19 protein-coding genes are annotated in these 22,988 nt (G+C 60.2%); 13 read left to right on the plus strand and 6 right to left on the minus strand.

Annotation, left to right across the window (positions count from 1 at the left end; translation table 11 throughout):
- Positions 1–7: 7 nt before the first annotated feature.
- The 6 genes from ASB65_RS17895 (at position 8) to panB (ending at position 7,163) form a co-directional block, all read left to right on the plus strand.
- Entirely contained in the window at positions 8–1,609 is a 1,602-nt protein-coding gene (locus ASB65_RS17895; RefSeq protein WP_060724888.1) for a carboxyl transferase domain-containing protein, read from the plus strand.
- Between the two features lie 7 nt (positions 1,610–1,616).
- Entirely contained in the window at positions 1,617–3,608 is a 1,992-nt protein-coding gene (locus ASB65_RS17900) for an acetyl/propionyl/methylcrotonyl-CoA carboxylase subunit alpha (protein ID WP_060724889.1), read from the plus strand.
- 1 nt (position 3,609) lies between these two features.
- Positions 3,610–4,521 (plus strand): hydroxymethylglutaryl-CoA lyase, encoded by a 912-nt coding sequence (locus ASB65_RS17905; RefSeq protein ID WP_060724890.1) that lies wholly within the window; start codon positions 3,610–3,612, stop codon positions 4,519–4,521.
- 5 nt (positions 4,522–4,526) lie between these two features.
- A complete protein-coding gene (locus tag ASB65_RS17910) occupies positions 4,527–5,297 on the plus strand; it encodes an enoyl-CoA hydratase-related protein (RefSeq protein WP_060724891.1) in 771 nt (256 codons plus the stop codon).
- Between the two features lie 151 nt (positions 5,298–5,448).
- On the plus strand, positions 5,449–6,327 hold the full coding sequence (panC, locus tag ASB65_RS17915; RefSeq protein ID WP_060724892.1) for a pantoate--beta-alanine ligase: 879 nt from the start codon (positions 5,449–5,451) through the stop codon (positions 6,325–6,327).
- Positions 6,324–7,163 carry a 3-methyl-2-oxobutanoate hydroxymethyltransferase gene (gene panB / locus ASB65_RS17920; protein WP_003506997.1) on the plus strand — a complete coding sequence of 280 codons (840 nt, stop codon included), beginning with the start codon at positions 6,324–6,326 and terminating at the stop codon, positions 7,161–7,163. Before panC ends, panB begins: the two co-directional genes overlap by 4 nt.
- A gap of 158 nt (positions 7,164–7,321) precedes the next feature.
- Here the strand turns inward: panB and rhaI are convergent, their stop codons facing one another.
- Both rhaI and ASB65_RS17930 read right to left on the minus strand, forming a co-directional pair.
- Complete coding sequence (gene rhaI, locus ASB65_RS17925) at positions 7,322–8,614, minus strand: L-rhamnose catabolism isomerase (RefSeq protein WP_060724893.1); 1,293 nt, start codon at positions 8,612–8,614, stop codon at positions 7,322–7,324.
- Between the two features lie 188 nt (positions 8,615–8,802).
- Positions 8,803–10,899, minus strand: a complete 2,097-nt coding sequence (locus ASB65_RS17930; RefSeq protein WP_060724894.1) for a bifunctional rhamnulose-1-phosphate aldolase/short-chain dehydrogenase — start codon at positions 10,897–10,899, stop codon at positions 8,803–8,805.
- 200 nt (positions 10,900–11,099) lie between these two features.
- Here ASB65_RS17930 and ASB65_RS17935 point away from each other — a divergent pair, with 200 nt between their 5' ends.
- The 7 genes from ASB65_RS17935 (at position 11,100) to ASB65_RS17965 (ending at position 18,354) form a co-directional block, all read left to right on the plus strand.
- Positions 11,100–11,930, plus strand: coding sequence for a DeoR/GlpR family DNA-binding transcription regulator (locus ASB65_RS17935; protein ID WP_003507004.1), 831 nt, complete (start codon positions 11,100–11,102; stop codon positions 11,928–11,930).
- 47 nt (positions 11,931–11,977) lie between these two features.
- On the plus strand, positions 11,978–12,988 hold the full coding sequence (rhaS, locus tag ASB65_RS17940; protein ID WP_003507005.1) for a rhamnose ABC transporter substrate-binding protein: 1,011 nt from the start codon (positions 11,978–11,980) through the stop codon (positions 12,986–12,988).
- Between the two features lie 102 nt (positions 12,989–13,090).
- A complete protein-coding gene (locus tag ASB65_RS17945) occupies positions 13,091–14,626 on the plus strand; it encodes a sugar ABC transporter ATP-binding protein (protein ID WP_060724895.1) in 1,536 nt (511 codons plus the stop codon).
- A gap of 13 nt (positions 14,627–14,639) precedes the next feature.
- Entirely contained in the window at positions 14,640–15,641 is a 1,002-nt protein-coding gene (locus tag ASB65_RS17950; RefSeq protein WP_060724988.1) for an ABC transporter permease, read from the plus strand.
- The gene (locus ASB65_RS17955) at positions 15,638–16,648 is read left to right on the plus strand and encodes an ABC transporter permease (RefSeq protein ID WP_060724896.1); all 1,011 of its coding nucleotides are present in this window, start codon (positions 15,638–15,640) and stop codon (positions 16,646–16,648) included. Before ASB65_RS17950 ends, ASB65_RS17955 begins: the two co-directional genes overlap by 4 nt.
- A 3-nt stretch (positions 16,649–16,651) precedes the next feature.
- Positions 16,652–16,975 carry an L-rhamnose mutarotase gene (rhaM, locus tag ASB65_RS17960; protein ID WP_060724897.1) on the plus strand — a complete coding sequence of 108 codons (324 nt, stop codon included), beginning with the start codon at positions 16,652–16,654 and terminating at the stop codon, positions 16,973–16,975.
- The gene (locus ASB65_RS17965; protein ID WP_060724898.1) at positions 16,972–18,354 is read left to right on the plus strand and encodes an FGGY-family carbohydrate kinase; all 1,383 of its coding nucleotides are present in this window, start codon (positions 16,972–16,974) and stop codon (positions 18,352–18,354) included. The genes rhaM and ASB65_RS17965 overlap by 4 nt, the downstream gene beginning before the upstream one ends.
- Positions 18,355–18,409: 55 nt before the next feature.
- Here ASB65_RS17965 and ASB65_RS17970 read toward each other — a convergent pair whose 3' ends face one another.
- From ASB65_RS17970 to ASB65_RS17985, 4 genes are all read right to left on the minus strand, one after another.
- The gene (locus ASB65_RS17970) at positions 18,410–19,246 is read right to left on the minus strand and encodes an alpha/beta fold hydrolase (RefSeq protein WP_060724899.1); all 837 of its coding nucleotides are present in this window, start codon (positions 19,244–19,246) and stop codon (positions 18,410–18,412) included.
- A 253-nt stretch (positions 19,247–19,499) separates the two neighbouring features.
- Positions 19,500–20,195: an FkbM family methyltransferase gene (locus ASB65_RS17975; protein ID WP_060724900.1), complete on the minus strand. Its 696-nt coding sequence runs from the start codon at positions 20,193–20,195 to the stop codon at positions 19,500–19,502.
- Positions 20,196–20,356: 161 nt separating this feature from the next.
- Entirely contained in the window at positions 20,357–22,279 is a 1,923-nt protein-coding gene (locus ASB65_RS17980; protein ID WP_223564893.1) for a putative bifunctional diguanylate cyclase/phosphodiesterase, read from the minus strand.
- 21 nt (positions 22,280–22,300) lie between these two features.
- Entirely contained in the window at positions 22,301–22,807 is a 507-nt protein-coding gene (locus ASB65_RS17985) for a molybdopterin-dependent oxidoreductase (protein WP_060724901.1), read from the minus strand.
- Between the last annotated feature and the right edge of the window lie 181 nt (positions 22,808–22,988).

Here is a 22,988-nt window from a genome sequence, read left to right on the forward strand (position 1 = left end):
GAACGCGATGAAGCTTACATCCAGTCTGAACCGCGATCCCACCTTCACCGCCAATACCACGTTCATGTCTGGCCTGGTGGACGACCTGAGGCAGCACGTCGAAAAAATCACGCGGGGTGGCGGCGACAAGGCCCGCGAACGGCATCTGTCCCGTGGCAAATTGCTGGCGCGCGACCGGATCGAGGCGCTTCTCGATCCCGGCAGCCCGTTTCTCGAATTCTCGCAATTCGCCGCTTACGAGGTCTATGACGAACCCGTTCCCGCCGCCGGCATCGTCACCGGCATCGGCCGGGTGTCAGGCCGTGAATGCGTGATCGTCGCCAATGATGCGACGGTGAAAGGCGGCACCTATTATCCGCTGACCGTGAAGAAACATCTGCGCGCGCAGGAGATCGCCACTGAGAACCGACTGCCCTGTATCTACCTGGTGGATTCCGGCGGCGCGAACCTTCCAAATCAGGACGAGGTGTTTCCCGACCGTGATCATTTCGGCCGCATCTTTTACAATCAGGCCAATATGTCTGCAGAAGGCATTGCCCAGATTGCAGTGGTGATGGGCAGTTGCACCGCGGGCGGGGCCTATGTACCCGCCATGAGCGACCAGTCCGTGATCGTCAAAAATCAGGGCACGATCTTTCTCGGCGGCCCGCCGCTGGTGAAGGCCGCCACAGGCGAAGTGGTGAGCGCGGAGGAACTGGGCGGCGCGGATGTGCATTCGCGGCAATCCGGCGTCACCGATCATTACGCCCACGACGACCGCCACGCGCTGGCGCTGACCCGGCGGATCGTCTCCACGCTCAACCGCCGCAAACAGGTGGAACTGGATATCCGCCCGCCGGCGGAGCCGCTTTATCCGGCGGACGAACTTTACGGCATCGTTCCCGCCGATACACGCAAGCCTTTCGAGGTGCGTGAGATCATCGCGCGTCTGGTGGATGGTTCCGAATTCGATGAGTTCAAGGCGCTTTACGGCACGACGCTGGTCTGCGGCTTCGCCCATATCCACGGCTATCCCGTCGGCATCATCGCCAATAACGGCATTCTGTTTTCGGAATCGGCGCTGAAGGGCGCGCATTTCATCGAACTCTGCTGCCAGCGCGGCATTCCGCTGGTCTTCCTGCAGAACATCACCGGCTTCATGGTCGGCAAGGCTTATGAGGCGGGCGGCATCGCCAAGGATGGCGCAAAGCTTGTCACCGCCGTAGCCTCTGCCCAAGTGCCGAAATTCACCGTCATCATCGGCGGCTCCTTCGGTGCGGGCAATTACGGCATGGGCGGGCGCGCCCATTCGCCCCGCTTTTTGTGGGGGTGGCCCACCGCCCGCATTTCGGTCATGGGCGGCGAACAGGCGGCCTCTGTTCTGGCACAAATCCGCCGCGATGGTATCGAGGCCGATGGCCGCCACTGGTCGAAGGAAGGCGAAGAGGCGTTCAAGCAACCGATCCGGGAAAAATACGAGCGGGAAGGACATCCCTATTATGCCAGCGCGAGGCTGTGGGATGACGGCATCATCGATCCCAGGGATACCCGCCTCGTGCTTGGCCTCGGTCTCTCCGCCGCGCTCAACGCACCGATAGAACCCACCCGTTTCGGCATATTCAGGATGTGAGGCGACGATGTTCTCGAAAATACTGATCGCCAACAGGGGCGAAATCGCCTGCCGCATCATCCGCACCGCCGCCAAGATGGGCATACGCACCGTTGCCGTCTATTCGGATGCCGACCGTGACGCCATGCATGTGGCACTGGCCGACGAGGCAATCGCCATTGGCCCCGCGCCCGCACGTGCCTCCTATCTCGACGGCGAAAAAATCATCGCCGCCGCAAAAGCGACCGGCGCGGAAGCGGTCCATCCGGGTTATGGTTTCCTCTCGGAAAATGCCGGTTTCGCCGAAGCCTGTGCCGCCGCCGGTCTTGTTTTCATTGGCCCGCCGGCGGCAGCGATCCGCGCCATGGGCGGGAAAAGCGAGGCGAAAGCGCTGATGGCGAAGGCGGGCGTTCCCGTCGTTCCCGGCTTTCACGGTGAGGATCAGGCGGAAGAGCGGCTTCGCAGTGAAGCGGACGCCATAGGTTATCCCGTTCTGCTCAAGGCCTCGGCCGGCGGCGGCGGCAAGGGCATGCGCATCGTGCGGAAGAAACGCGAATTTGCGGCGGAACTTGCCGGCGCAAAACGCGAGGCGCTGGCCGCCTTCGGCAATGACCGCATGCTGATCGAAAAATATCTGGAGCGGCCGCGACATGTGGAAGTGCAGGTCTTTGCCGATGGCCACGGTAATTGTTTCTCACTTTTCGAGCGCGATTGCTCGATCCAGCGCAGGCACCAGAAGGTCATAGAGGAAGCCCCCGCCCCCGGCTTGCCCGATGCGCTCAGGCAACGCATGTATGAAGCGGCGGTCGCCGCCGCCCGCGCCATCGACTATCGCGGCGCGGGAACGGTGGAATTCCTGCTCGACCCTTCCGGCGAGTTCTATTTCATGGAAATGAATACAAGGCTTCAGGTCGAACATCCGGTGACGGAATATATTACCGGCCTGGATCTGGTCGAATGGCAGCTCCGTGTTGCGGATGGTGAGGCACTGCCGCAGGACTGGGCCGATCTCGACATAAACGGTCACGCCATCGAGGCCCGGATTTATGCCGAAGACCCGGCGCACGATTTCCTGCCGTCGATCGGCACGATCAGCCAACTCATTTTTCCCGATCAAGGCCCTCACGTCAGGATAGACAGCGGCATCCGCGCCGGCGACGCCATTACCGTGCATTACGATCCGATGATCGCCAAGCTGATCGTCTGGGATCGTGATCGCCCATCGGCGGTGCGGCGTCTGCGGTTGGCGCTGGAAAATCTGGCGATCTGTGGCGTCGCCAGCAATGCCGCCTTTCTGACCCGGCTTGCGGGACTGGAGGCCTTCGCAAAAGCCGAACTCGATACGGGCTTCATAGCCCGCAACGATGTCGTGCTTTTTGCCCCGGCCCCGAAGGATGGGAACGAGATAGCGATGGCCGCGCTGGGCCTGCTGCTCTCGCGGCAGAAAAACGGAAAGTCAGGTTCAGAGGCCGATCCCTATAGCCCGTGGAACACGGCAGCCGCCTTCCGCCTCAACGCGCCGTCGCGGGAAACGCTGTATTTCACCTTTGAGAACCAGCCGCTTAACGTCGGCGTCACGCATGAGGCGGACGGTTTTTCGCTTGCCATCGACGGACGGACGATCAGCGCCCATGGCAGCCTCTCGGACGACGGCAAATTCCGTGCAACCGCGGAAGACAGGAAACGGCAGGGCCATTTTTTTGCAGAAGGCGGCAGTTGCGCGCTTTTCCTGGATGGCGAACATTATCGCATCGCCCAGCCTGATCCCGTCGATATCGAGGATTCCTCCACCCATACCGGTGGTCTGGAAGCACCCATGCCTGGCGTTATCCGTGCTTTGCTGAGCCGGAACGGTGCTGCGGTTGAAGCCGGCGAGGCGCTAGTGGTGATGGAGGCGATGAAAATGGAGCACACGATCCGTGCACCGGCGAAAGGTACGGTCACGGCCATCAATTGCGTCGAGGGCGATATGGTCGCGGCCGGTGCGGTGCTGGTGGATTTCGAACCGGAGGGAGCATGACATGAGCTGGCCCCGAACGGTAAAAATCGTCGAAGTGGGCGCGCGCGATGGCCTGCAGAACGAAAGCGCCGAGGTTCCAACCGCCATCAAGATCGAGCTGATCGAGCGGCTGGCCGCAGCCGGATTGACTGCGGTGGAAGCGGGCGCTTTCGTCTCGCCCAAAAAAGTGCCGCAAATGGCTGACTCGAAGGAGGTATTTCAGGGCCTCAAACGACGATCCGGCACCGCCTATCCGGTGCTCGTTCCCAATATGAAAGGTTTCGAGGCCGCCATTGAAGCCGGCGTGACGGAAATCGCCGTTTTTGTGTCCGCCTCCGAAGGCTTTAGCCAGCACAATATAGGCTGCTCGCGCGCCGAAAGCCTCGAGCGCCTGCGCCATGTTGCGGAGGCGGCGGGCGGGCGAAACATCCGCATACGCGGTTACGTTTCCTGCATTGCCGGCTGCCCCTATGACGGCGCGGTCGCGCCCGATGAGGTGGCGGCGATGGCCGAGGCGCTTATCGCGCTTGGCTGTTACGAAATCTCGCTCGGCGATACGATCGGCATCGGCACGGCCGCGCATATTCGCAAAATCATCGAACGGGTGTCGGCCAACATTCCGCGCAAAAAAATCGCCATGCATTTTCACGATACCTATGGCCAGGGCGTCGCCAATGTGTTGGCCTCGCTGGATGAAGGTATCTCCGTCTTCGACAGTTCCGTCGCCGGGCTGGGCGGCTGCCCCTTCGCGCCGGGTGCCAGCGGCAACGTCGCCACCGAAGACGTCGTCTATCTGTTGCAGGGGCTTGGCATTAAAACCGGTATCGACCTGATGGCAGTGGCTAAAACCGGCGACTGGATCAGCCGGCATCTCGGCAGACCGAATGCAGCCCGCGCCGGCAGGGCGCTGCTTGCGGCAAGACAGGAAGGGTAACGCGCATGGCGGATGAACTGCTGAGCGAAAGGCGCAAGGACGTTCTCTGGCTGACACTCAACCGGCAGGAGGTGCACAACGCGTTGAATGCTGCGATGACGGACGCCCTGGCGAAGGCCATCCGCGCGGCATCGAGTGATGGTGGCCTGCGCGCCGTGGTGATAACGGCCGCGGGAGACCGCAGTTTCTGCTCAGGGGCAGACCTCAAGGAAAGCGCCGGCGGCATGTTCCTCTCGCCTGATGGAACGAACCCCATTGCCGATGTGATGCGCGCCATCGAGGGCTGCGACAAGATCGTCATGGCCCGCATCAATGGCCGAGTTCTGGCTGGCGGGCTTGGCCTCGTCGCCGCCTGTGATCTTGCCTATGCCGCCGCTCATGCCGAATTCGGTTTGCCGGAAGTGCGCGTCGGGCTTTTCCCGGCCATGGTGGCGGCAAAGCTGCTGGCGAAGGTGCCACTGGGCCAGCTTCAGGAAATGGCCTATCTCGGCGTCGCGATCAGCGCTGCTGACGCGGAGCGTCTTGGCCTCGTCACTCGGGCCGTCCCGTCGGCCGAACTCGACGGCGTGGTTGTGGATGTTCTCGCCCGGCTGCGGCAGAATGCGCCGGGCGCGATCGCGGCCGGAAAGGCGGCATTGCTGAAGATGCGCGATATGTCGTCCGCCGAGCGGCTTGCCTTTGCCGAAAGCGTCATTGCCACGATCAGCGGCAGCAACGAGGCGCGGGAGGGGCGATTGGCCTTTGTCGAAAAAAGGAAGCCGCACTGGGTGGAGTGATCGCCGCCGCGCTGCCCGAGGACAGATTTTTTCGAAAGTCGTCCTGGGGTCAATCGATATAATCCCAATGCGTGCGTTGACCCCGTTGGGCAAATCGCGTTCTATCCAGCACCTTTCGCCGGACCGCGATTGGGGGAGCCGGAGGAGACCCATGCAGCTTGTAAAAACCGTCGCCGAATTGCGGGATGCCACCGCTGCCTTTCGCCGTGCGGGCAAAACCATCGGCTTCGTGCCGACCATGGGCTTTCTCCATATCGGTCATCTGACGCTCGTTGCCCAAGCCAAAGCGGAAAACGGCGTGACAGTGGTTTCGATCTTCGTCAACCCGCTTCAATTCGGCGCGAATGAGGATCTGGCCCGTTACCCGCGCGATCTCGCCCGCGACAGCGCATTGCTGGAAGAGGCTGATGTCGACATTCTTTTCGCGCCCGAAGTCTCCGAGATGTATCCGCGCCCGATGCAGACCGTCGTGGATGTGCCCGAACTGGGTAGCCAACTGGAAGGCGCGGTGCGGCCGGGGCATTTCGCCGGCGTCACGACCGTCGTGACCAAGCTTTTTAACCTCGTCCAGCCGGATGCCGCCTATTTCGGTGAGAAGGACTATCAGCAGGTGACACTGATCCGCCGCATGGTCGAGGACCTCGCCCAGCCGGTCAGGGTCGTGCCCGTCGCCACCGTGCGCGAGGCGGATGGGCTCGCCTGCTCCTCGCGTAACGTTTATCTAAACCCCGCAGAACGCGCCGCCGCCGTGATCGTGCCGCGCGCGCTGGACGAAGCTGAACGGCTTTATGCTGAAGGCTTCGACGACCCAGCCGCATTCGAGGCAGCCATAGAAAAACTCATCGCAGCCGAGCCGCTGGCCTCACCGGAAGTCGTCGCCGTGCGCGATCCCGATACGCTCGCCCCCATTGCTTCATTGCAGGCGGGGCCGGTGCTGGTGGCGCTGTTCGTCAGGGTCGGAAGTACACGGCTCCTCGACAACCGCGTCATCGGGCGCGTCAAGATCGATCAACGGGAGGCTGCCCAATGAGCGCCCATGGAAAACACAAGCGGCTGACAACAGCCTCCATCCGGCAGATGAAAGGCGAGGCGCGCATCGTCTGCCTGACCGCCTATACGACGCCGATTGCCCGCCTGCTCGATCCGCATTGCGATCTGCTGCTGGTCGGCGATTCCCTCGGCATGGTGCTTTACGGCATGGACACGACGGTCGGCGTCACGCTGGACATGATGATCGCCCACGGCCGCGCCGTCATGCGTGGCGTCGAACATGCCTGCGTCATCGTCGATCTTCCCTTCGGAACCTATCAGGAATCCAAGGAACAGGCGTTCCGCAACGCCGTGCGGCTGATGCAGGAAACCGGCTGCGACGGCGTTAAGCTGGAGGGCGGCGAGGAGATGGCGGAGACCATCGCCTTTCTGGTGGCGCGCGGCATTCCCGTCTTCGGCCATGTCGGGCTGATGCCACAGCTGGTGCACACCGCCGGCGGCTTCCGCTCGCTCGGACATTCGGACGCGGAAACGCAGAAAATCTGGCGTGACGCGATTGCAGTCGATCAGGCCGGCGCCTTCGCCATCGTCGTGGAAGGCACCGTCGAGCCGCTGGCCCGGGAACTGACCGAAAAACTCGCCGCGCCGACGGTCGGCATCGGCGCATCTCCGGCCTGCGACGGGCAGGTGCTCGTTTCCGACGACATGCTCGGCCTTTTCACTGACTTCAAACCGAAATTCGTCAAGCGTTTCGCCGATTTAGGTTCGACCGTTTCGGAAGCGGCGGCAAGTTATGCAGATGAGGTGCGCTCCGGGGCGTTTCCGGGGCCGGAGCATACGTTTCAGGTTCGCAGGCAATCGCCTTCGCGCGATTGAAGGATCCGGACTGACTTGCTGGACAACGCCCTGACTAAAACTCGGTGTCATCCTCGGGTCAAGCCCGAGGATGACGGAGGAGAGGTTGAGGCGACGCTGTCAGCTCTCAGCGGTATATTCGGCCTGATCGCAGGCTTTGCATCCAGCAAAGCGAACGACTACACAATCCCGCCACTACCGCCAACCGAAGCCGGGCGCTCCGCCGCAACCTGCTTGCGATAACCACTCGCCCGATAGGTCGCCACCGGATCGATAGCGCCGCCCGCCAGCTGCCGGGCCTGGGCGAGGATCGGCTCCACATCGGTACGGTAAGCCCTTTTCAGCATATCTGATGCCATCAGCGCATCATTATCCTGCTGATAGCCGTCGAGAGCCGCGCGATCCACCAGCAGCGCCTGCGCGTAAGCGCGGCGGATTTCGTTGGCGCTGGAAATCAGGCTTTCTATCGGGTCCGTCACATTGTGCGACTGGTCGATCATATGGGCGGGATGGAAACCCTTCACGCCGCGATATTCGGCATCCACCAGTTCGTTGAAAACGAGGAACAGGCGATATGGCTCGATTGAGCCGGCATCCAGATCGTCATCGCCGTATTTGCTATCGTTGAAGTGGAAACCACCGAGCTTGCCGAACTGGATGAGCCGGGCGACGATCATCTCGATATTGGTGTTCGGCGCATGGTGGCCGAGATCAACGAGGCAGAAGGCCTTTTCGCCGAGCGTATTGGCAATGAGGTAATTGGTGCCCCAGTCCTGCACGACAGTGGAATAGAAAGCCGGCTCATACATCTTGTGTTCGGAAAAGATACGCCAGTCATCCGGCAGCGCCTTGTAGATATCGGCCATGGCGGCAAGATAGCGCTCGAAACTCCTGGTGAAGTTGCTCTGGCCCGGGAAATTGGAGCCGTCGCCCACCCAAACCGTCAGCGCCTTCGAGCCGATGGCCTTGCCGATCTCGATACATTCGATGTTGTGCTCGACGGCCTGCCGGCGCGTCGCGGCATCCGTGTGGCTGAGCGAACCATATTTGTAGGAATGGCTCTGACCCGGCGCGTCCGAAAACGTGTTGGAATTCATGGCATCGAAGCCGAGACCCAGCCCCGCGGCATGGGCCTTCAAACGCTTCGGGTCCTGTTTGTCCCACGGAATGTGAAGGGAGACGTTCGGCGTCGCCCGTGTCAACTGGTTGATGACAGCGCAATCATCCAGCTTGTCGAAAATACCGCGCGGCTCGCCCGCGCCGGGAAAACGGGCAAAGCGGGTGCCGCCGGTGCCAACGCCCCAGGACGGCACGGCGACGAAAAACTCCGCGACCTTGGCCGTGACTGCGTCGATATCGATATTGCGACGGGCCAGCTGGTTGCCAAGCGCCTGATAATCGTCCTTCAGCGCGCCAGCGCGTTTTTCGTTTTCGGCCGCGATGATGTCGGCGGCGATTTTCGTCTCGGTCATCTCTTCCTCCCGGGAATCGGTCCAGTGCATGCTAGTTCATCGCGCTCACCTCCGTCATTCCGGCCTTGAGCCGGAATCCAGCCGACGCACGTCTGTGCGGCGGAGAGAGTCTTTTCAGCCCAAGGACTTGGGCTGGCTGGATTCCGGCTCAAGGCCGGAATGACGGAAGTGAGAACGTGCCGAACGTCCTACCGCGTAAAACTCTGCGCGTTGCCGGCATCGACATTGATGATGTTGCCGGTCGACTTGGCGGAAGCATCGGACGCCAGGAAGTAGATCGCTTCGGCGATGTCTTCCGGGAACACATTGAGCTTCAGCATCGAGCGCTTGCGGTAATGCTCCTCCAGATCGGTCACCTCGATCTTGGACGAGGCCGCGCGCTGCTCGCGCCACTCGCCATTCCAGATCTTCGAACCGCGCAACACGGCATCGGGATTGACGGTGTTGACACGAATGCCCGCTTCCGCCCCTTCCAGCGCGAGGCAACGGGCGAGATGAATTTCCGCAGCCTTCGCCGTGCAATAAGCGGAAGCATTGGGCGAGGATGCAAGGCCGTTCTTGGACGCAACGAAAACCACGTTGCCGCCGAGGTTCTGACGCCGCAGCAGGCGGAATGCTTCGCGCGAAACGAGGAAATAGCCCGTGGCGAGAATGTCGATATTCTTGTTCCACATGGCAAGCGTCGTGTCTTCCACCGGAGCGGAAGAGGCAATGCCGGCATTGGAGACGAGAATATCCACGCCGCCGAATTCCACGCTCGCTTCCGCGAAGGCGGAAATCACGGCATCTTCCTTCGTCACGTCAAGCTTGACGGTACGCACCGCGTCAGTGCTGTAACGCTTGGCGAAATCGCCCTTGGCCGCATCCAGCGCCGCTTCGTCAATATCGGCGAGCACCACGCAGGCGCCCTCGCCCGCCAGGCGTTCGGCGGTTGCACGGCCGATGCCGCCGGCGCCACCGGTGACAAAAGCCACGCGACCGGCAAGGCTCTTCGGCTTCGGCATGCGCTGCAGCTTTGCCTCTTCCAACAGCCAATATTCGATATCAAAGGCTTCCTGCTCGGGAAGGCCCTGATAGTCGGACACGGTGGAAGCACCGCGCATGACGTTGATGGCGTTGACGTAGAATTCGCCGGCGATACGGGCCGTCGCCTTGTCCTTGGCGAACGACAGCATGCCGACACCGGGGATCAGGAAAATCACCGGGTTCGGGTCGCGCATATCAGGTGAATTGTCGTGGCGGCAGGCGTCGTAGTAGCGCGTATAATCGGCGCGGTAAGCCTCCAGCGCCTCGTCGAGACCCGCCATCAACGCGTCCACATCAGGATGTGCGGTATCGAGATCGAGGATCAGCGGGCGGATTTTCGTGCGCAGGAAATGGTCAGGGCAGGAGGTGCCGAGCGCGCCGAGCGGCTTCAAATCCTTGGAATTGACGAATTCGAGAACCGGATCCTGATCGTCGAAATGGCCGAGCTTGCGCTCCTCGCGGCCGATGCGGCCACGGATTTCCGGCATTAGTCGGGCAGCGATGGCGCGGCGCTCGGCAACGGGCAGACTTTTCGCCACAGCACCGCCGAAAATCGGCTTGCCTTCGGTCTGCGCCGTAAACCATTCGATCGCCTTGTTGATGATGGCGAGCGTCAGTTCGTAACACGCCTTGGCGTCATTATCCCAGGTGAACAGGCCATGGCTTTCCAGCACGACGCCCTTGGCCTTGGGATTGGCTTTTACGAAAGCCTCAAGGTCGAGGCCGAGCTGAAAGCCCGGACGGCGCCAGGGAAGCCAGCCAATGTCATCGCCGAAGATCTGCTGCGTCAGCTCTTTCGAGTTTTTGGAGGCGGCAATCGCGATGATCGCATCGGGGTGCATGTGGTCGACATGATCATAAGGTACGAAACCGTGCAGCGGCGTATCGATGGAGGCCGCGCGCGGATTGAGGTTGAAGGTGCAATGCGGCAGGAAGCCGACCATGCGATCTTCGTCCTCCACACCCTTGTAAATGCCCTTCAGCGCTTCCAGCTTGTCGAGATAAAGCGTCGCAAAACCATCGAGCTTGATGGTGCCGACATCGCCGCCGGAGCCTTTCACCCACATGACGCGGACCTCTTCGCCGGTCAGCGGATCGGTTTCGAGCACCTTCGCGGATGTGTTGCCGCCACCGTAATTGGTGATGCGCTTGTCCGCACCCAGCAGATTGGAGCGATAAAGCAGCTTGCCCGGCTCATCGAGCGTCTTGGCGTAAGCATCGTCCCAACGGCTTTCGAGAAGGCGGGGTTTTCCCGTCATGTCTTCCTCCCAATATCTGTCTGCATTCGCGGAGCCGATACCGGCCCGCCTCCTTTGATGGCAGATATCGCGCATCCAAAAGCACAATGTCAATCAAAAACGATCATAAATTTTCATGTTGCAGCGCGATATTGATTAATTTGATCGTTCTTGATTGACAACGTAAAGAGATTGCGAATAATCACGATCAGGAGGACCCCATGCACGAACGCGAACGCCATCGCATCATCTTGAGCGCCACACAGGAAAAAGCTGTCGTGACGGTGCAGGATATTGCCGAACTGACGGATGCGTCGGAAGCGACGATCCGCAGGGATATCGCGTCGCTGCACGTTCAGGGCAAGTTGCGCCGCGTGCGTGGTGGAGCCGAAGCGGTACATCCGCCGCAGCTCGGCAATCTCGCGGCAAGGCCGTTCCGTGTGTCCGAATCGGTCAACATCGACAAAAAACGCGCAATTGCGCGCAAGGCGGTTGATCTCTGCAATGATGGCGATGCGATCATCCTGAATGGCGGCACGACGACATTCCAGATGGTGCATTACATGGCGGCGCGCCGTCTGCAGGTGATGACCAATTCCTTCGCGATTGCGGAACATCTGGTCAAGCATTCCAAATGCAATGTCAGTGTGCCGGGCGGCGCGATCTATCGCGACCAGAGCCTCATCCTGTCGCCTTTCGAGAATGATGCGATCCGCAATTTTTATGCACGACGCATTTTTCTCGGTGCGCAGGGCGTGGGTGCGCTCGGCATCATGGAATCCGACGCACTGGTCATCCAGAGCGAGCAGAAGCTGATGCGGCAGGCGGAAGAACTGATCGTGATGGTCGATTCTTCGAAATTCAGAAAACGATCCAGCCTCATTTTATGTCCGCTCGAAAACGTCTCGACCATCATTACCGATGACGGGATTTCCGATGAGGCGGCGAGGATGGTGGAAGATGCCGGCGTCGAATTGCTGATCGCCGGCGCGGTGAAGGATGGCAAGACAGCCACCCCATCGGATGAAGAGGATTCTTCTTCGGTCGCCTGAGGAGCACCGGAGGGAGGAAAAAGGTTCAAAACGGGAGGAAAAGGGACATGAAACTTACACGCAGAACATTGACGAGCGCTCTGGCGCTCAGCGCGGCGCTCTCCGTCGCTGGACTGGGCGGCGTTGCCCAGGCAGCCGATGTGAAGATCGCACTGGTGGTCAAATCGCTCGGCAACGGCTTTTTCGAAGCCGCCAACAAGGGCGCGCAGGAGGCCGCAAAAGACCTCGGCGGCGTCGAGATCATCTATACCGGCCCGACCAGCACCACGGCGGAAGGCCAGATCGAAGTCATCAATTCGCTGATCGCGCAGGGTGTCGACGCCATCGCCATTTCCGCCAATGACCCCGACGCCGTGGTTCCGGCGCTGAAAAAGGCGGCGCAGCGCGGCATCAAGGTCATTTCCTGGGATTCCGGCGTAGCACCTGAAGGCCGCATTCTCCAGCTCAACCCCTCGTCCAACGCACTGATCGGCAAGATGTGCCTGCAGCTTGCCGCATCACATTTGGAAGGCGGCAAGGGCGATTTCGCCATTCTTTCGGCCACCACCACCTCCACGAACCAGAATATCTGGATCGACGAGATGAAAAAGCAGCTGAAGGATTTCCCCGGCCTCAACCTCGTCACGACAGTTTACGGTGACGACCTTGCCGACAAGAGCTACCGCGAAGCGCAGGGCCTGCTTTCCTCGCAGCCGAATGTGAAGGTCATCGTCGCACCGACGACGGTTGGCGTTCTCGCCGCCTCGCAGGCCGTGAAGGATGCGGGCAAGATCGGCCAGGTGTTTGTGACCGGCCTTGGCCTGCCGTCCGAGATGGCCGGCGCCATCAAATCGGGCGCAACCAAGGAATTCGCCATCTGGAACCCGATCGACCTCGGTTATTCCGCCACCCAGATCGCCTATCGCCTTGTGAAGGGCGAGGCAGACGGCAAGCCGGGCTCGGAAATCGAAGCTGGCCGCATGGGCAAGATCAAGGTTGGCGAAAACAGCGAAGCTGCAATGGCCGATCCCTTCGTTTATGACGCGAAGAATATCGATCAGTTCTCGAAGATTTTTTGACCTGAGTAGCAGCTGACGGCGAGCGGAGGGCACCCCCCTCTGCCCGGCAGGGCAGAGGGGGGTGCCCCTCACCGCTTCAATCAAAACTGACCGGTAAGACGGATGATGCGTATCGAAACGAAAATTTTAGATGTCGTCGAGGCTTCAAATTCAACGCCCATTCTGGAAATGCGCGGCATCAGCCAGATATTCCCCGGCGTCAAAGCCCTGGATGGCGTCGATATCGCGCTTTATCCCGGCAAAGTCACCGCGCTGATCGGCGAGAACGGTGCGGGAAAATCCACGCTCGTCAAAATCCTCACCGGCATCTATCGCCCCAACGAGGGCGAAATCCTCCTAGATCGCCAGCCTGTCCATTTTCACAGCGCGCAGGACGCCATCGATGCCGGCGTGACCGCCATTCATCAGGAAACCGTTCTTTTTGATGAGCTTTCCGTGGGTGAGAACATCTTTCTCGGCCATGCGCCAAAGGGTCGTTTCGGCCTCATTGACTGGAAGACCATCAATGCCCGTGCAAAGGTTCTGCTGGAACAACTCGAAAGCACCATCGATCCGACGATCCGGCTGAAGGACTTGTCCATTGCCCAGCGCCATCTCGTCGCCATCGCCCGCGCGCTGTCGGTCGAGGCGCGCATCGTCATCATGGACGAACCGACGGCTGCTCTTTCCCGCAAGGAAATCGACGATCTCTTCCGCATCGTTGAAAACCTGAAACGGCAGGGCAAGGCCATCCTCTTCATCAGCCACAAGTTTGATGAAGTCTATGAAATTGCAGAAAACTATGCCGTGTTCCGCGACGGCAGGATGGTCGGTGCGGGCAATCTTGCGGCCACACCGCAGGACGAAATCGTACGGCTGATGGTCGGCCGCGACGTGACGAACGCTTTTCCCAAGCAGGCTGTCACCCTTGGTCCGACAGTTCTTTCGGTGCGCGATTATTCCCATCAGACGGAGTTCCGCGATATTTCGCTCGAGTTGCGCAAGGGCGAGATTCTCGGCCTTTACGGGCTGATCGGCGCCGGGCGCTCCGAACTTTGCCAGTCGCTTTTCGGCATTACCCGCCCCGCTTCGGGACAGGTGACACTGGAGGGCCAGCCGATTGCGATCCGCTCACCGGAGGATGCGATCCGCGCCGGTATCGTTTATGTGCCGGAAGAGCGCGGCCGCCACGGTCTCGCGCTCGAAATGCCGATTTACCAGAACATGTCGTTGCCCTCCCTCACGCGAACCTCGCGCAAGGGATTTCTGGCCGCGGCCAATGAATTCGCGCTGGCGCGCAAATATGCCTCGCGGCTCGATCTGCGCGCCGCCGCCCTCTCGGTGCCCGTCGGCACGCTTTCGGGCGGCAACCAGCAGAAGGTGGTGATCGGCAAATGGCTCGCCACCCAGCCCAAGGTCATCATTCTCGATGAACCCACCAAGGGCATCGACATCGGCTCCAAAGCCGCCGTGCATGGCTTCATCAGCGAGCTTGCCGCCGAGGGGCTCTCCATCATCATGATTTCATCCGAACTTCCCGAAATCCTCGGCATGTCCGACCGCGCCATCGTGATGCGCGAAGGCCTGATGGCGGGCCAGTTCGAACGCGCCGATTTTTCTCCGGAAAAGCTGGTGCGCGCCGCCACCGGCAATGCCTGAGAGGGGCAAAACCATGCAACGTCTACTCAAAAATCGCGAATGGCTGCTGGCGGGTATCATCCTCATCATGATCGCCGGTTTTGCGCTGCGCGCGCCCGGTTTCGGCCGGCCGGCCAATCTCGTCAATATCTTCAACGATACTTCCATCCTTATCATTCTGGCGCTGGGCCAGATGGCGGTCATTCTCACCAAATCCATCGATCTCTCCGTTGCCGCCAATCTCGCCTTTACCGGCATGGCGGTGGCGATGACCCATGCCGCCTTTCCGGGCATTCCGCTGCCGCTTCTCATCGTCATGGCGGGCGGCATCGGCGCTTTTCTCGGTTCGCTTAACGGCGTACTGGTCTGGTGGCTCGGCATTCCGCCCATCGTCGTTACGCTCGGCACGCTTACCATCTATCGCGGCATGGCATTCGTGCTGTCAGGCGGCGGCTGGGTGAATGCGCACCAGCTTTCGCCGACCTTCCTCAATGTGCCGCGCACCATGATCCTCGGCATGCCTATCCTTTCCTGGGTGGCGATCCTCATCATCGCTGGCGCCTGGCTGGTGCTCAGCCGCACCTCCTTTGGCCGCTCGGCCTATGCGTCGGGCGGTAATCCGAGCGCGGCCGTCTATGCGGGCGTCGATGTGGGCCGCACGCGCTTCTTCGCCTTCGTGCTGTCAGGCGCACTTGCCGGCCTCGCCAGCTATCTCTGGGTATCGCGTTATGCGGTTGCCTATGTCGACATCGCCGCCGGTTTCGAGCTGGACAGCGTGGCGGCGAATGTGATCGGCGGCATCTCGATTGCCGGCGGCATCGGCTCGGTGGCAGGTGCAGTGCTCGGCGCGCTGTTCCTCGGCGTCATCAAGAATGCCCTGCCCGTCATCGGCATCTCGCCCTTCGCGCAGATGGCGATTTCCGGCGTAGTGATCGTGCTCGCCGTCGTCTTCAACGCCCGCGCCGAAGCCAGAAAAGGCCGCATCATCCTGCGTGACCGCGCCGCAGCCGATCAGGCCCAGGAGGCTGCAGCATGAGCACGCCATCTCAACCGACGCAGAACGCGCGCATCATTCCAGACAAGCTCGGCACGCCACTACGCCGCATCATGGCCAGTTGGGAAGTGCTGCTGCTTGGCGTTGCGATCCTCATCTTTATCGCGAATTCGCTGGCCTCGCCCTATTTCCTCAATGCCTGGAACCTGTCGGACGCGACCTTCAATTTCACCGAAAAGGCGATTATCGCCTTTGCGATGGCGCTGCTGATCACCGCCGGCGAAATCGATCTTTCCGTCGCCGCCATCATTGCGCTCGCCTCCACCGCCATGGGCGCTGCGGTGCAGATGGGCATCGGCACGCCGGGCCTCGTCGCCATCGGCATCGGCACCGGGCTTTTATGCGGGGCATTTAACGGTTTTCTGGTCGCAGGGCTGAAACTGCCGTCCATTGTCGTCACCATCGGCACAATGAGCCTGTTTCGCGGCATTTCCTACATAGTGCTGGGCGATCAGGCCTATGGCAAATACCCGGCCGATTTCGCCTATTTCGGTCAGGGTTACGTCATCTCCGTCATTTCCTTCGAATTCGTGCTGTTCATCGTCATGGCAATCCTCTTCGCCATCCTGCTGCACGCCACCAATTTCGGCCGGCAGGTCTATGTGATCGGCAACAACCCGTTCGCCGCCCGTTTCTCCGGCATTCCCGTTGAACGCGTGAAGTTCATCCTGTTCCTGCTCACCGGCCTAATGAGCGGCATCGCCGCCGTCTGCCTCACCTCGCGCCTCGGCTCCACCCGCCCGTCGATCGCTCAAGGGTGGGAGCTTGAGGTGGTGACGATGGTGGTGCTGGGCGGCGTTTCCATTCTCGGCGGTTCCGGCACCATCGCAGGTGTGGTCATCGCGGCCTTCGTCATGGGACTCGTCACCTTTGGGCTTGGGTTGCTCAATGTGCCTGGTATCGTCATGTCGATCTTCGTCGGCCTGCTTTTGATCATCACCATCGCCATCCCCATCGTTGTGCGCCGCCTTCGGGCCATGAGAGGCTGAGCCATGCCGGAATTCGAAAAACACGCCTTCAGGATGAAACTCTTTGCCGGAAAAGAGGCCGAATATAAAAAGCGCCATGACGAGATATGGCCGGAACTGGTGGCGCTGCTGCATGAGGCGGGCGTCAGCGATTATTCCATCCATCTCGACCCGGAAACCAACATCCTTTTCGGCGTGCTGACGCGGCCGAAGAACCACGGCATGGCGGCACTGCCCGACCATCCCGTGATGAAGAAGTGGTGGGCGCATATGGCTGACATCATGGAGAGTAATCCGGACAATTCGCCCATTGCGAAAGATCTGGTGACGGTGTTCCATCTGCCATGACCGACAGCATCAAACCGGCCCGTGTCGCGGTCATCGATATCGGCAAGACCAATGCCAAGGTCGTCGTCATCGACACCGGCAGCGGAGAGGAGATTGCTGCCGAGAAACAGGCGAACCCTGTCCTTCGCGATGGAATTTATCCGCATTACGATGTGGAAATGCTCTGGCGCTTCATTCTCTCCGCCCTTCAGCGGTTCGGCCAGCAGCACGGTTTCGATGCGATTTCCATCACCACCCATGGCGCTTCGGCAGCGCTTCTCGATGGGAACGGCGATCTCGCCATGCCCGTGCTAGATTATGAACACAGCTACCCCGCGGCCATTCAGGAAGCCTATCGTGGCATCAGGCCCGATTTTGCCGAGACCGGCCCACCGCAGCTTCCCGCCGGGCTGAACCTTGGCGCACAAATCCATTTCCAGAAAGAGGCCTTTCCGGACGATTTCTCCAGAGTGCAAAGTATCGTCACCTATGCGCAATATTGGGCGGGGCGGCTGACCGGCGTTCAGGCCACGGAAACGACTTCGCTCGGCTGCCATACGGATCTCTGGAACCCGCGGCGGAAGAGTTTCTCCTCGCTCGTCGCGCGTCTCGGCATCGAGCAGCTGATGGCGCCGGTTCGCTCCGCTTTTGATGTGCTGGGAACAATCCGCCCATCGCTGGCAATGGAAACCGGCCTTTCGCCGCATATGCCGGTCTATTGTGGCATCCACGATTCCAACGCGTCGCTCCTGCCGCATCTTCTGCGCCGGGACGGTGATTTTTCGGTCGTCTCCACCGGCACCTGGGTGGTGAATTTCGCCATTGGCGGCGCGGCGGGTGCGCTCGATCCCACCCGTGACACGCTCCTGAATGTCGATGCTTTCGGCCGTCCCGTTCCCTCCTCCCGCTTCATGGGCGGCAGGGAATATGAAATGCTCGCGCAACAATTCGGGGCAGCGGAAGACGAAGCGATAGACGCGGCGCTCAGCGGCGTGGTTGCCAGAGGCATGATGCTGCTGCCGAGCGTCGTCAGCGGCTCCGGTCCATTTCCCGACAAGGCGGCGCGCTGGATCGGCGATAAAAATGCCACGGCTGCGGAACGGCACGCGGCGACGTCGCTTTATCTTGCCCTGATGACGGAATTCAGCCTTTCGCTCATCGGGCGGAAAGGTCCAATCCTTGTGGAAGGCCCCTTCGCCAGCAACGCCTTTTATCTGAAGGCGCTGGCCGGCTTTGCAGAGACGGAAGTAACGGCAGTCGAAGGGTCTACCGGCACCAGCGCAGGCGCGGCCCTGCTCACCGGCATCAAACCGCTTTCTGGTCGCGAGCGCCATTTCACGCCGCACGATATTCCCGGCCTCACTTCTTACCGCGATGCCTGGCGAGGCCGTCTGGCCTGATGCGAAACAAAAAATGCGGCCGAATGATCGGCCGCATTATGATTTTGCAGAAGGATCAGCCCTCGATGAAGGCCAGGAGATCGGCGTTCAGCACATCGGCGTTGACGGTGAGCATGCCGTGCGAGAAACCGGGATAGGTCTTCAGCGTGCCGTTCTTCAGGAGCTTCACGGCCTTCAGTGCAGAGTCGGCAATCGGCACGATCTGGTCGTCTTCGCCATGCAGCACCAGCGTCGGAACGCTGATATTCTTCAGGTCTTCGGTCTGGTCGGTCTCCGAGAAGGCCTTGATGCCATCGTAATGGGCCTTTGCGCCGCCCATCATGCCCTGACGCCACCAGTTCTGGATAACGCCTTCATGAACGGTCGCACCATCGCGGTTGAAGCCGTAGAACGGGCCGGCTGGCACATCGCGGAAGAACTGCGCGCGGTTTGCGGCGAGCGACGAGCGGAAGCCGTCAAAAACCTCCATCGGCAGGCCTTCCGGATTGGCCTCGGCCTTCAGCATCGGCGGCGGCACGGCGGAAACGAGAACCGCCTTGGCGACACGGCCGGCGGGTTCGCCATGTTTGGCGACATAACGGGCAACTTCGCCGCCGCCGGTGGAGTGGCCGATATGGACAGCATTCTTCAGATCGAGAGCTTCGACGACGGCAAAGGCGTCGGCGGCGTAGTGGTCCATATCGTGACCGTCGGCAACCTGGGCGGAACGGCCATGACCACGGCGGTCATGGGCGACGACGCGAAAACCCTTGGAAACGAAGAACAACATCTGCGCATCCCAGTCATCGGAGCTGAGCGGCCAGCCATGGTGGAACATGATCGGCTGAGCGTCCTTCGGGCCCCAGTCCTTGTAGAAGATTTCGGTTCCGTCTGTCGTCTTAACAAAGCCCATGATCGTTTCTCCTTCGGTTGCGTTGGCATCTCTGGTGCAGCCTGTTGTGCGCCGGTTTGATGGAGGGATGATGACGCAGGATAACGGTTGCGACAATTGCAACAATAATTGAGAATGAATTGCTGTTTATGAAATTATCTTTTCGAACCGCATACCATTCCGGCACACGCGTCGACCCGCTCCACGCCCTCATGCACGGGTAAGAACGAGATGACAGGCGGACGGTTCCTTGAATTCGACACGCCCCTCGGCCTCAGTCAACCTCGGGATCGTACTCTCTGGGGCTCTCGTCCTTCGAGAACAGGACGCAGGGCCCGCGTGAACCGCGCGGATCATAGGCATATCCCTTGGCGGTCAGGGCCTGCATGATATCGCGAACCCCGGCGAGACCGTAAAGATGGTCATGCAGCTCCACGAATATCCGCTCCACGCCGGTCAGATCGGCCCTGCCAAGCAGGTCGCGTTCCGCGCCCTCGATATCCATGACAAGCGCGGTAATGCCCCGGCTGGCGATAAATTCATCGATATTGGCGGAGGAGATTTCGATGCGCTTTTCATAGGGGCCCTGGTTTTCGTCCATGGACGACATCCAGAGATCCTTGCGAACATAAAAAGAATAGGAGCTCGGCTCGTCGGCGGTAAGAAGTCCCTGCGAAAACACGACATTGCCGCGGCAATTCGCCTTGATCACCCGCTCTGCCAGCGCCGCCGTGGAAGGGTTGGCCTCGAAAGCCCAGACGGAAACGTCCTCAATGCCAGCAATGATCGACGTGATGATCCCGATACCGGAGCCCAGCTCCAGCACACGATCGCCGGGCTTGATGGCTTTCAGGACGCTGCGGGCCTCTTTCGCCTCGTAGCTGCCGTCGGTCAGCGCCTGCCAGATGACGGGCGACACCTCATCGGGAGAAAGAGGCAGGGCAACTCCATGCACGTCCAGTATTTCCATGTCTCAAGCCTTTTCGCAAAACCCGGCCGCTTCGTCGGAATGATCCCATATCGACCGGGAATGCTCTACAGCATCGTTGCGGCAACCGGTATCGGTTTTCGCAAGCAACAATATGACTTGGTAAAAATTCAAGATACGGCCGCCGTCAAACAGGCCCCGTCTCAGACGGAACTCCAGGCCACCAGCTCCTTGGCCGGCAATGGCCTGCTGATCAGATATCCCTGAACCTGATCGCATCCCAGACGCCTGACGCATTCATATTGCTCTTCCGTCTCGATACCTTCGGCAATCGTCGTCATCCGCAGACTGCGACCGACACCGACCACGAATTCCACGATCGCCAGCGCATCGCGGTCGCTGGTGATATCGCGCAGGAACGAGCGGTCGATCTTGATCTTGTCGAAGGGTACGCCGCGCAAGTTGGCGAGCGATGAATAGCCGGTGCCAAAATCATCCATGGCGATCTTGATGCCGACGGCCTTCAGCCGCGACAGCGTATTGATCGTCTGGTCGCTCTTGTTGAGCAGGATCGATTCGGTGATTTCAAGCTCGAGCCGGCTCGGCTCCAGCCCGCTTTTCTCAAGCGCGCCCATGACGTTCTGGATGAGACTGGTGCTGTGGAACTGAACCGGCGACAGATTGACGGCTACCTTCATGTCCTCGTCCCAGCCCATCGCCTCGCGGCAGGCGGTCTCCATCACCCATTTTCCGAGCGAATGGATGAGACCGGTTCTTTCCGCCACGGGAATGAAAACGCTGGGCGGCACATCGCCCCGCACCGGATGTTTCCAGCGCAGCAGCGCCTCGAAGCCGCAGAGCTTGCGGGTCTGCGTCGCCACCTGCGGCTGGTAATAGACTTCCATCTCGTCGTTCTGCAACGCGGTCTGCAGATCGGCCTCGAAGGATTTCTTCTCGGTCAGCTGTTTCTGCATGCGGACCTTGAAAACGCTCGCCCGGCCGGGGCCGATAGCCTTGGCCTCATAAAGCGCCAAGTCGGCACGCTTGAACAATTCATCCGCATCGACGGCGCCGTGCGAAATGGCGATGCCGATGCAGGTGCCAATTTTGACCTCCTGCTCACCCAGCTGGTAAGTGCGGCTGATCTGGTCGATGAGCTTGGTGGCAAGGCGGCGGGCGGCGTCCTCGTTCAGATCGTCGGAGACGACGGCGAATTCGTCGCCGCCCAGACGGCAGACCATGTCATAATCGCCGCCGATGGCCGAAAGGCGCTGCGCCACGGCCTGAAGCAGCGCATCGCCCGCATCGTGGCCGAGCGTGTCGTTCACGTCCTTGAAGCCGTCGAGATCGAGGAGAAGGATGGCCGTCGTTCCCGTACCGCCGAAGGATCGGCGCAATCTCTCGATCAATTCCTGCCGGAACAGCGCGCGGTTCGGCAGGCCCGTCAGCGCATCGTGATAGGCATCATGCTCGAGCCGGACATTTTTCGCCTGCAATTCCAGCGTGGCGGCACGTAGATCGTCCGTCAGGCCGCGCATGCTTTTCTGCGCGCGGTTCAGGAGGTCGTTCTGGCGAAGCAGCAATATGACAAGTGCTATACCGCACAGGATGAGGCCGCCTGCCAGCGCGGTGTAAACGATATGCAGCTTGCGCACATCCTCATGGGCCGTATCGATGAGATTGACGTCATAAGCGACGGAAGACGAGGCCAGCGTCGTCATCGGCGCGTCAAGTGCGCTCATTGCCGAAAGCAGATCCGGCACATCGGCCGGATTAAGGTTGTTCACCTGCTGCTCCAGACGGGCCAGAACGGCATCAAGACGGGTCACTAGATCCCGCCACTGCTGCTTTTCGTCGATGAAGGCGCCCAGATTGCCCTGCTTCAGAAGCTCAAGGCGGCTCAGCATGATGTCCAGACGCAGTTGCAACTCGTCCCGGTCGATCTTGCCGGGATTGAGCGCAAAGACGGCCAGCTTGTTCTGGAGGCGCAGATATTCGGCTACGGTCTGGCTGACGGCCCAGGAATCATTGTAGCGGGCGAATTTCTGCAGAGCGGTCTGCCGCTCGGCAATGACGAAAGCGATATAGCCCGTTGCCAGGACGAAGCAACAGATGATCACCGCCACAAGTTTTCGCAAACGGCACCTTTATTCCACTATCAGTTTGGCAACTTGCCATGCGGACCGCGAATAATAGGTCTGCTTCTGCAGCTCCGGGTCGCTGTCATAGGGATAGATGACGAACAACGGGCCTTTTTCGCGAACTGTCATGTAATTGCCATCCAGCTTGATCGCCAGGATAACGTTAAATTTCTTAAAATCTTCAATAGGTATCGTGCTGACATAATCGTTGAGAGCGACCGCCGTGACGCTGGTGCCCTTTGCACCGACGACATCCATCAGTTTCGCCAGCGAGACACCATCGAAACGGACACGGCCGTCATGCCAGGGCGTCGTCGTCTCCACCCTTTCCATGCCGAGCGCTTCCAGCATGTCACGATCAAATACCGCGGCGCCATCGGCATTCGTATTACTGATGTTTCCGGATATGGTTAATATCGGCTTTCCCTGCGGTTTGGCAATTTCCCCGGCTTCGGCACAGGAAAGCCACGCAAGCGACAAGAACGCACTGAGAAGTACCCGGGCGAAACTCATACTTTTTCTCCATCGATAACGTTCAGGTCGAGGGTTTTCACCAACCTTTGAAGGTCAAGGGAACCGACGTTAGCAATATATATCAGGAACTGATGTTATATCCTCACTGAGATTTTATCCGTATTTTCTCTAGGTTTTGAGTAAACCCTTTGGATAATTTTTCCGTCTTATTGTAGTTTTT

It is taken from the genome of Agrobacterium tumefaciens str. B6 (assembly GCF_001541315.1).
GTDB classification, from domain to species: domain Bacteria; phylum Pseudomonadota; class Alphaproteobacteria; order Rhizobiales; family Rhizobiaceae; genus Agrobacterium; species Agrobacterium radiobacter.

What these genes read in the sequence shown, in the direction of transcription:
- ASB65_RS17895 (WP_060724888.1), top strand. Translation starts at nt 8, where the DNA reads ATGAAGCTTACATCCAGTCTGAACCGCGATCCCACCTTCACCGCCAAT.
- ASB65_RS17900 (WP_060724889.1), top strand. Translation starts at nt 1,617, where the DNA reads ATGTTCTCGAAAATACTGATCGCCAACAGGGGCGAAATCGCCTGCCGC.
- ASB65_RS17905 (WP_060724890.1), top strand. Translation starts at nt 3,610, where the DNA reads ATGAGCTGGCCCCGAACGGTAAAAATCGTCGAAGTGGGCGCGCGCGAT.
- ASB65_RS17910 (WP_060724891.1), top strand. Translation starts at nt 4,527, where the DNA reads ATGGCGGATGAACTGCTGAGCGAAAGGCGCAAGGACGTTCTCTGGCTG.
- panC (WP_060724892.1), top strand. Translation starts at nt 5,449, where the DNA reads ATGCAGCTTGTAAAAACCGTCGCCGAATTGCGGGATGCCACCGCTGCC.
- panB (WP_003506997.1), top strand. Translation starts at nt 6,324, where the DNA reads ATGAGCGCCCATGGAAAACACAAGCGGCTGACAACAGCCTCCATCCGG.
- rhaI (WP_060724893.1), bottom strand. Translation starts at nt 8,614, where the DNA reads ATGACCGAGACGAAAATCGCCGCCGACATCATCGCGGCCGAAAACGAA.
- ASB65_RS17930 (WP_060724894.1), bottom strand. Translation starts at nt 10,899, where the DNA reads ATGACGGGAAAACCCCGCCTTCTCGAAAGCCGTTGGGACGATGCTTAC.
- ASB65_RS17935 (WP_003507004.1), top strand. Translation starts at nt 11,100, where the DNA reads ATGCACGAACGCGAACGCCATCGCATCATCTTGAGCGCCACACAGGAA.
- rhaS (WP_003507005.1), top strand. Translation starts at nt 11,978, where the DNA reads ATGAAACTTACACGCAGAACATTGACGAGCGCTCTGGCGCTCAGCGCG.
- ASB65_RS17945 (WP_060724895.1), top strand. Translation starts at nt 13,091, where the DNA reads ATGATGCGTATCGAAACGAAAATTTTAGATGTCGTCGAGGCTTCAAAT.
- ASB65_RS17950 (WP_060724988.1), top strand. Translation starts at nt 14,640, where the DNA reads ATGCAACGTCTACTCAAAAATCGCGAATGGCTGCTGGCGGGTATCATC.
- ASB65_RS17955 (WP_060724896.1), top strand. Translation starts at nt 15,638, where the DNA reads ATGAGCACGCCATCTCAACCGACGCAGAACGCGCGCATCATTCCAGAC.
- rhaM (WP_060724897.1), top strand. Translation starts at nt 16,652, where the DNA reads ATGCCGGAATTCGAAAAACACGCCTTCAGGATGAAACTCTTTGCCGGA.
- ASB65_RS17965 (WP_060724898.1), top strand. Translation starts at nt 16,972, where the DNA reads ATGACCGACAGCATCAAACCGGCCCGTGTCGCGGTCATCGATATCGGC.
- ASB65_RS17970 (WP_060724899.1), bottom strand. Translation starts at nt 19,246, where the DNA reads ATGGGCTTTGTTAAGACGACAGACGGAACCGAAATCTTCTACAAGGAC.
- ASB65_RS17975 (WP_060724900.1), bottom strand. Translation starts at nt 20,195, where the DNA reads ATGGAAATACTGGACGTGCATGGAGTTGCCCTGCCTCTTTCTCCCGAT.
- ASB65_RS17985 (WP_060724901.1), bottom strand. Translation starts at nt 22,807, where the DNA reads ATGAGTTTCGCCCGGGTACTTCTCAGTGCGTTCTTGTCGCTTGCGTGG.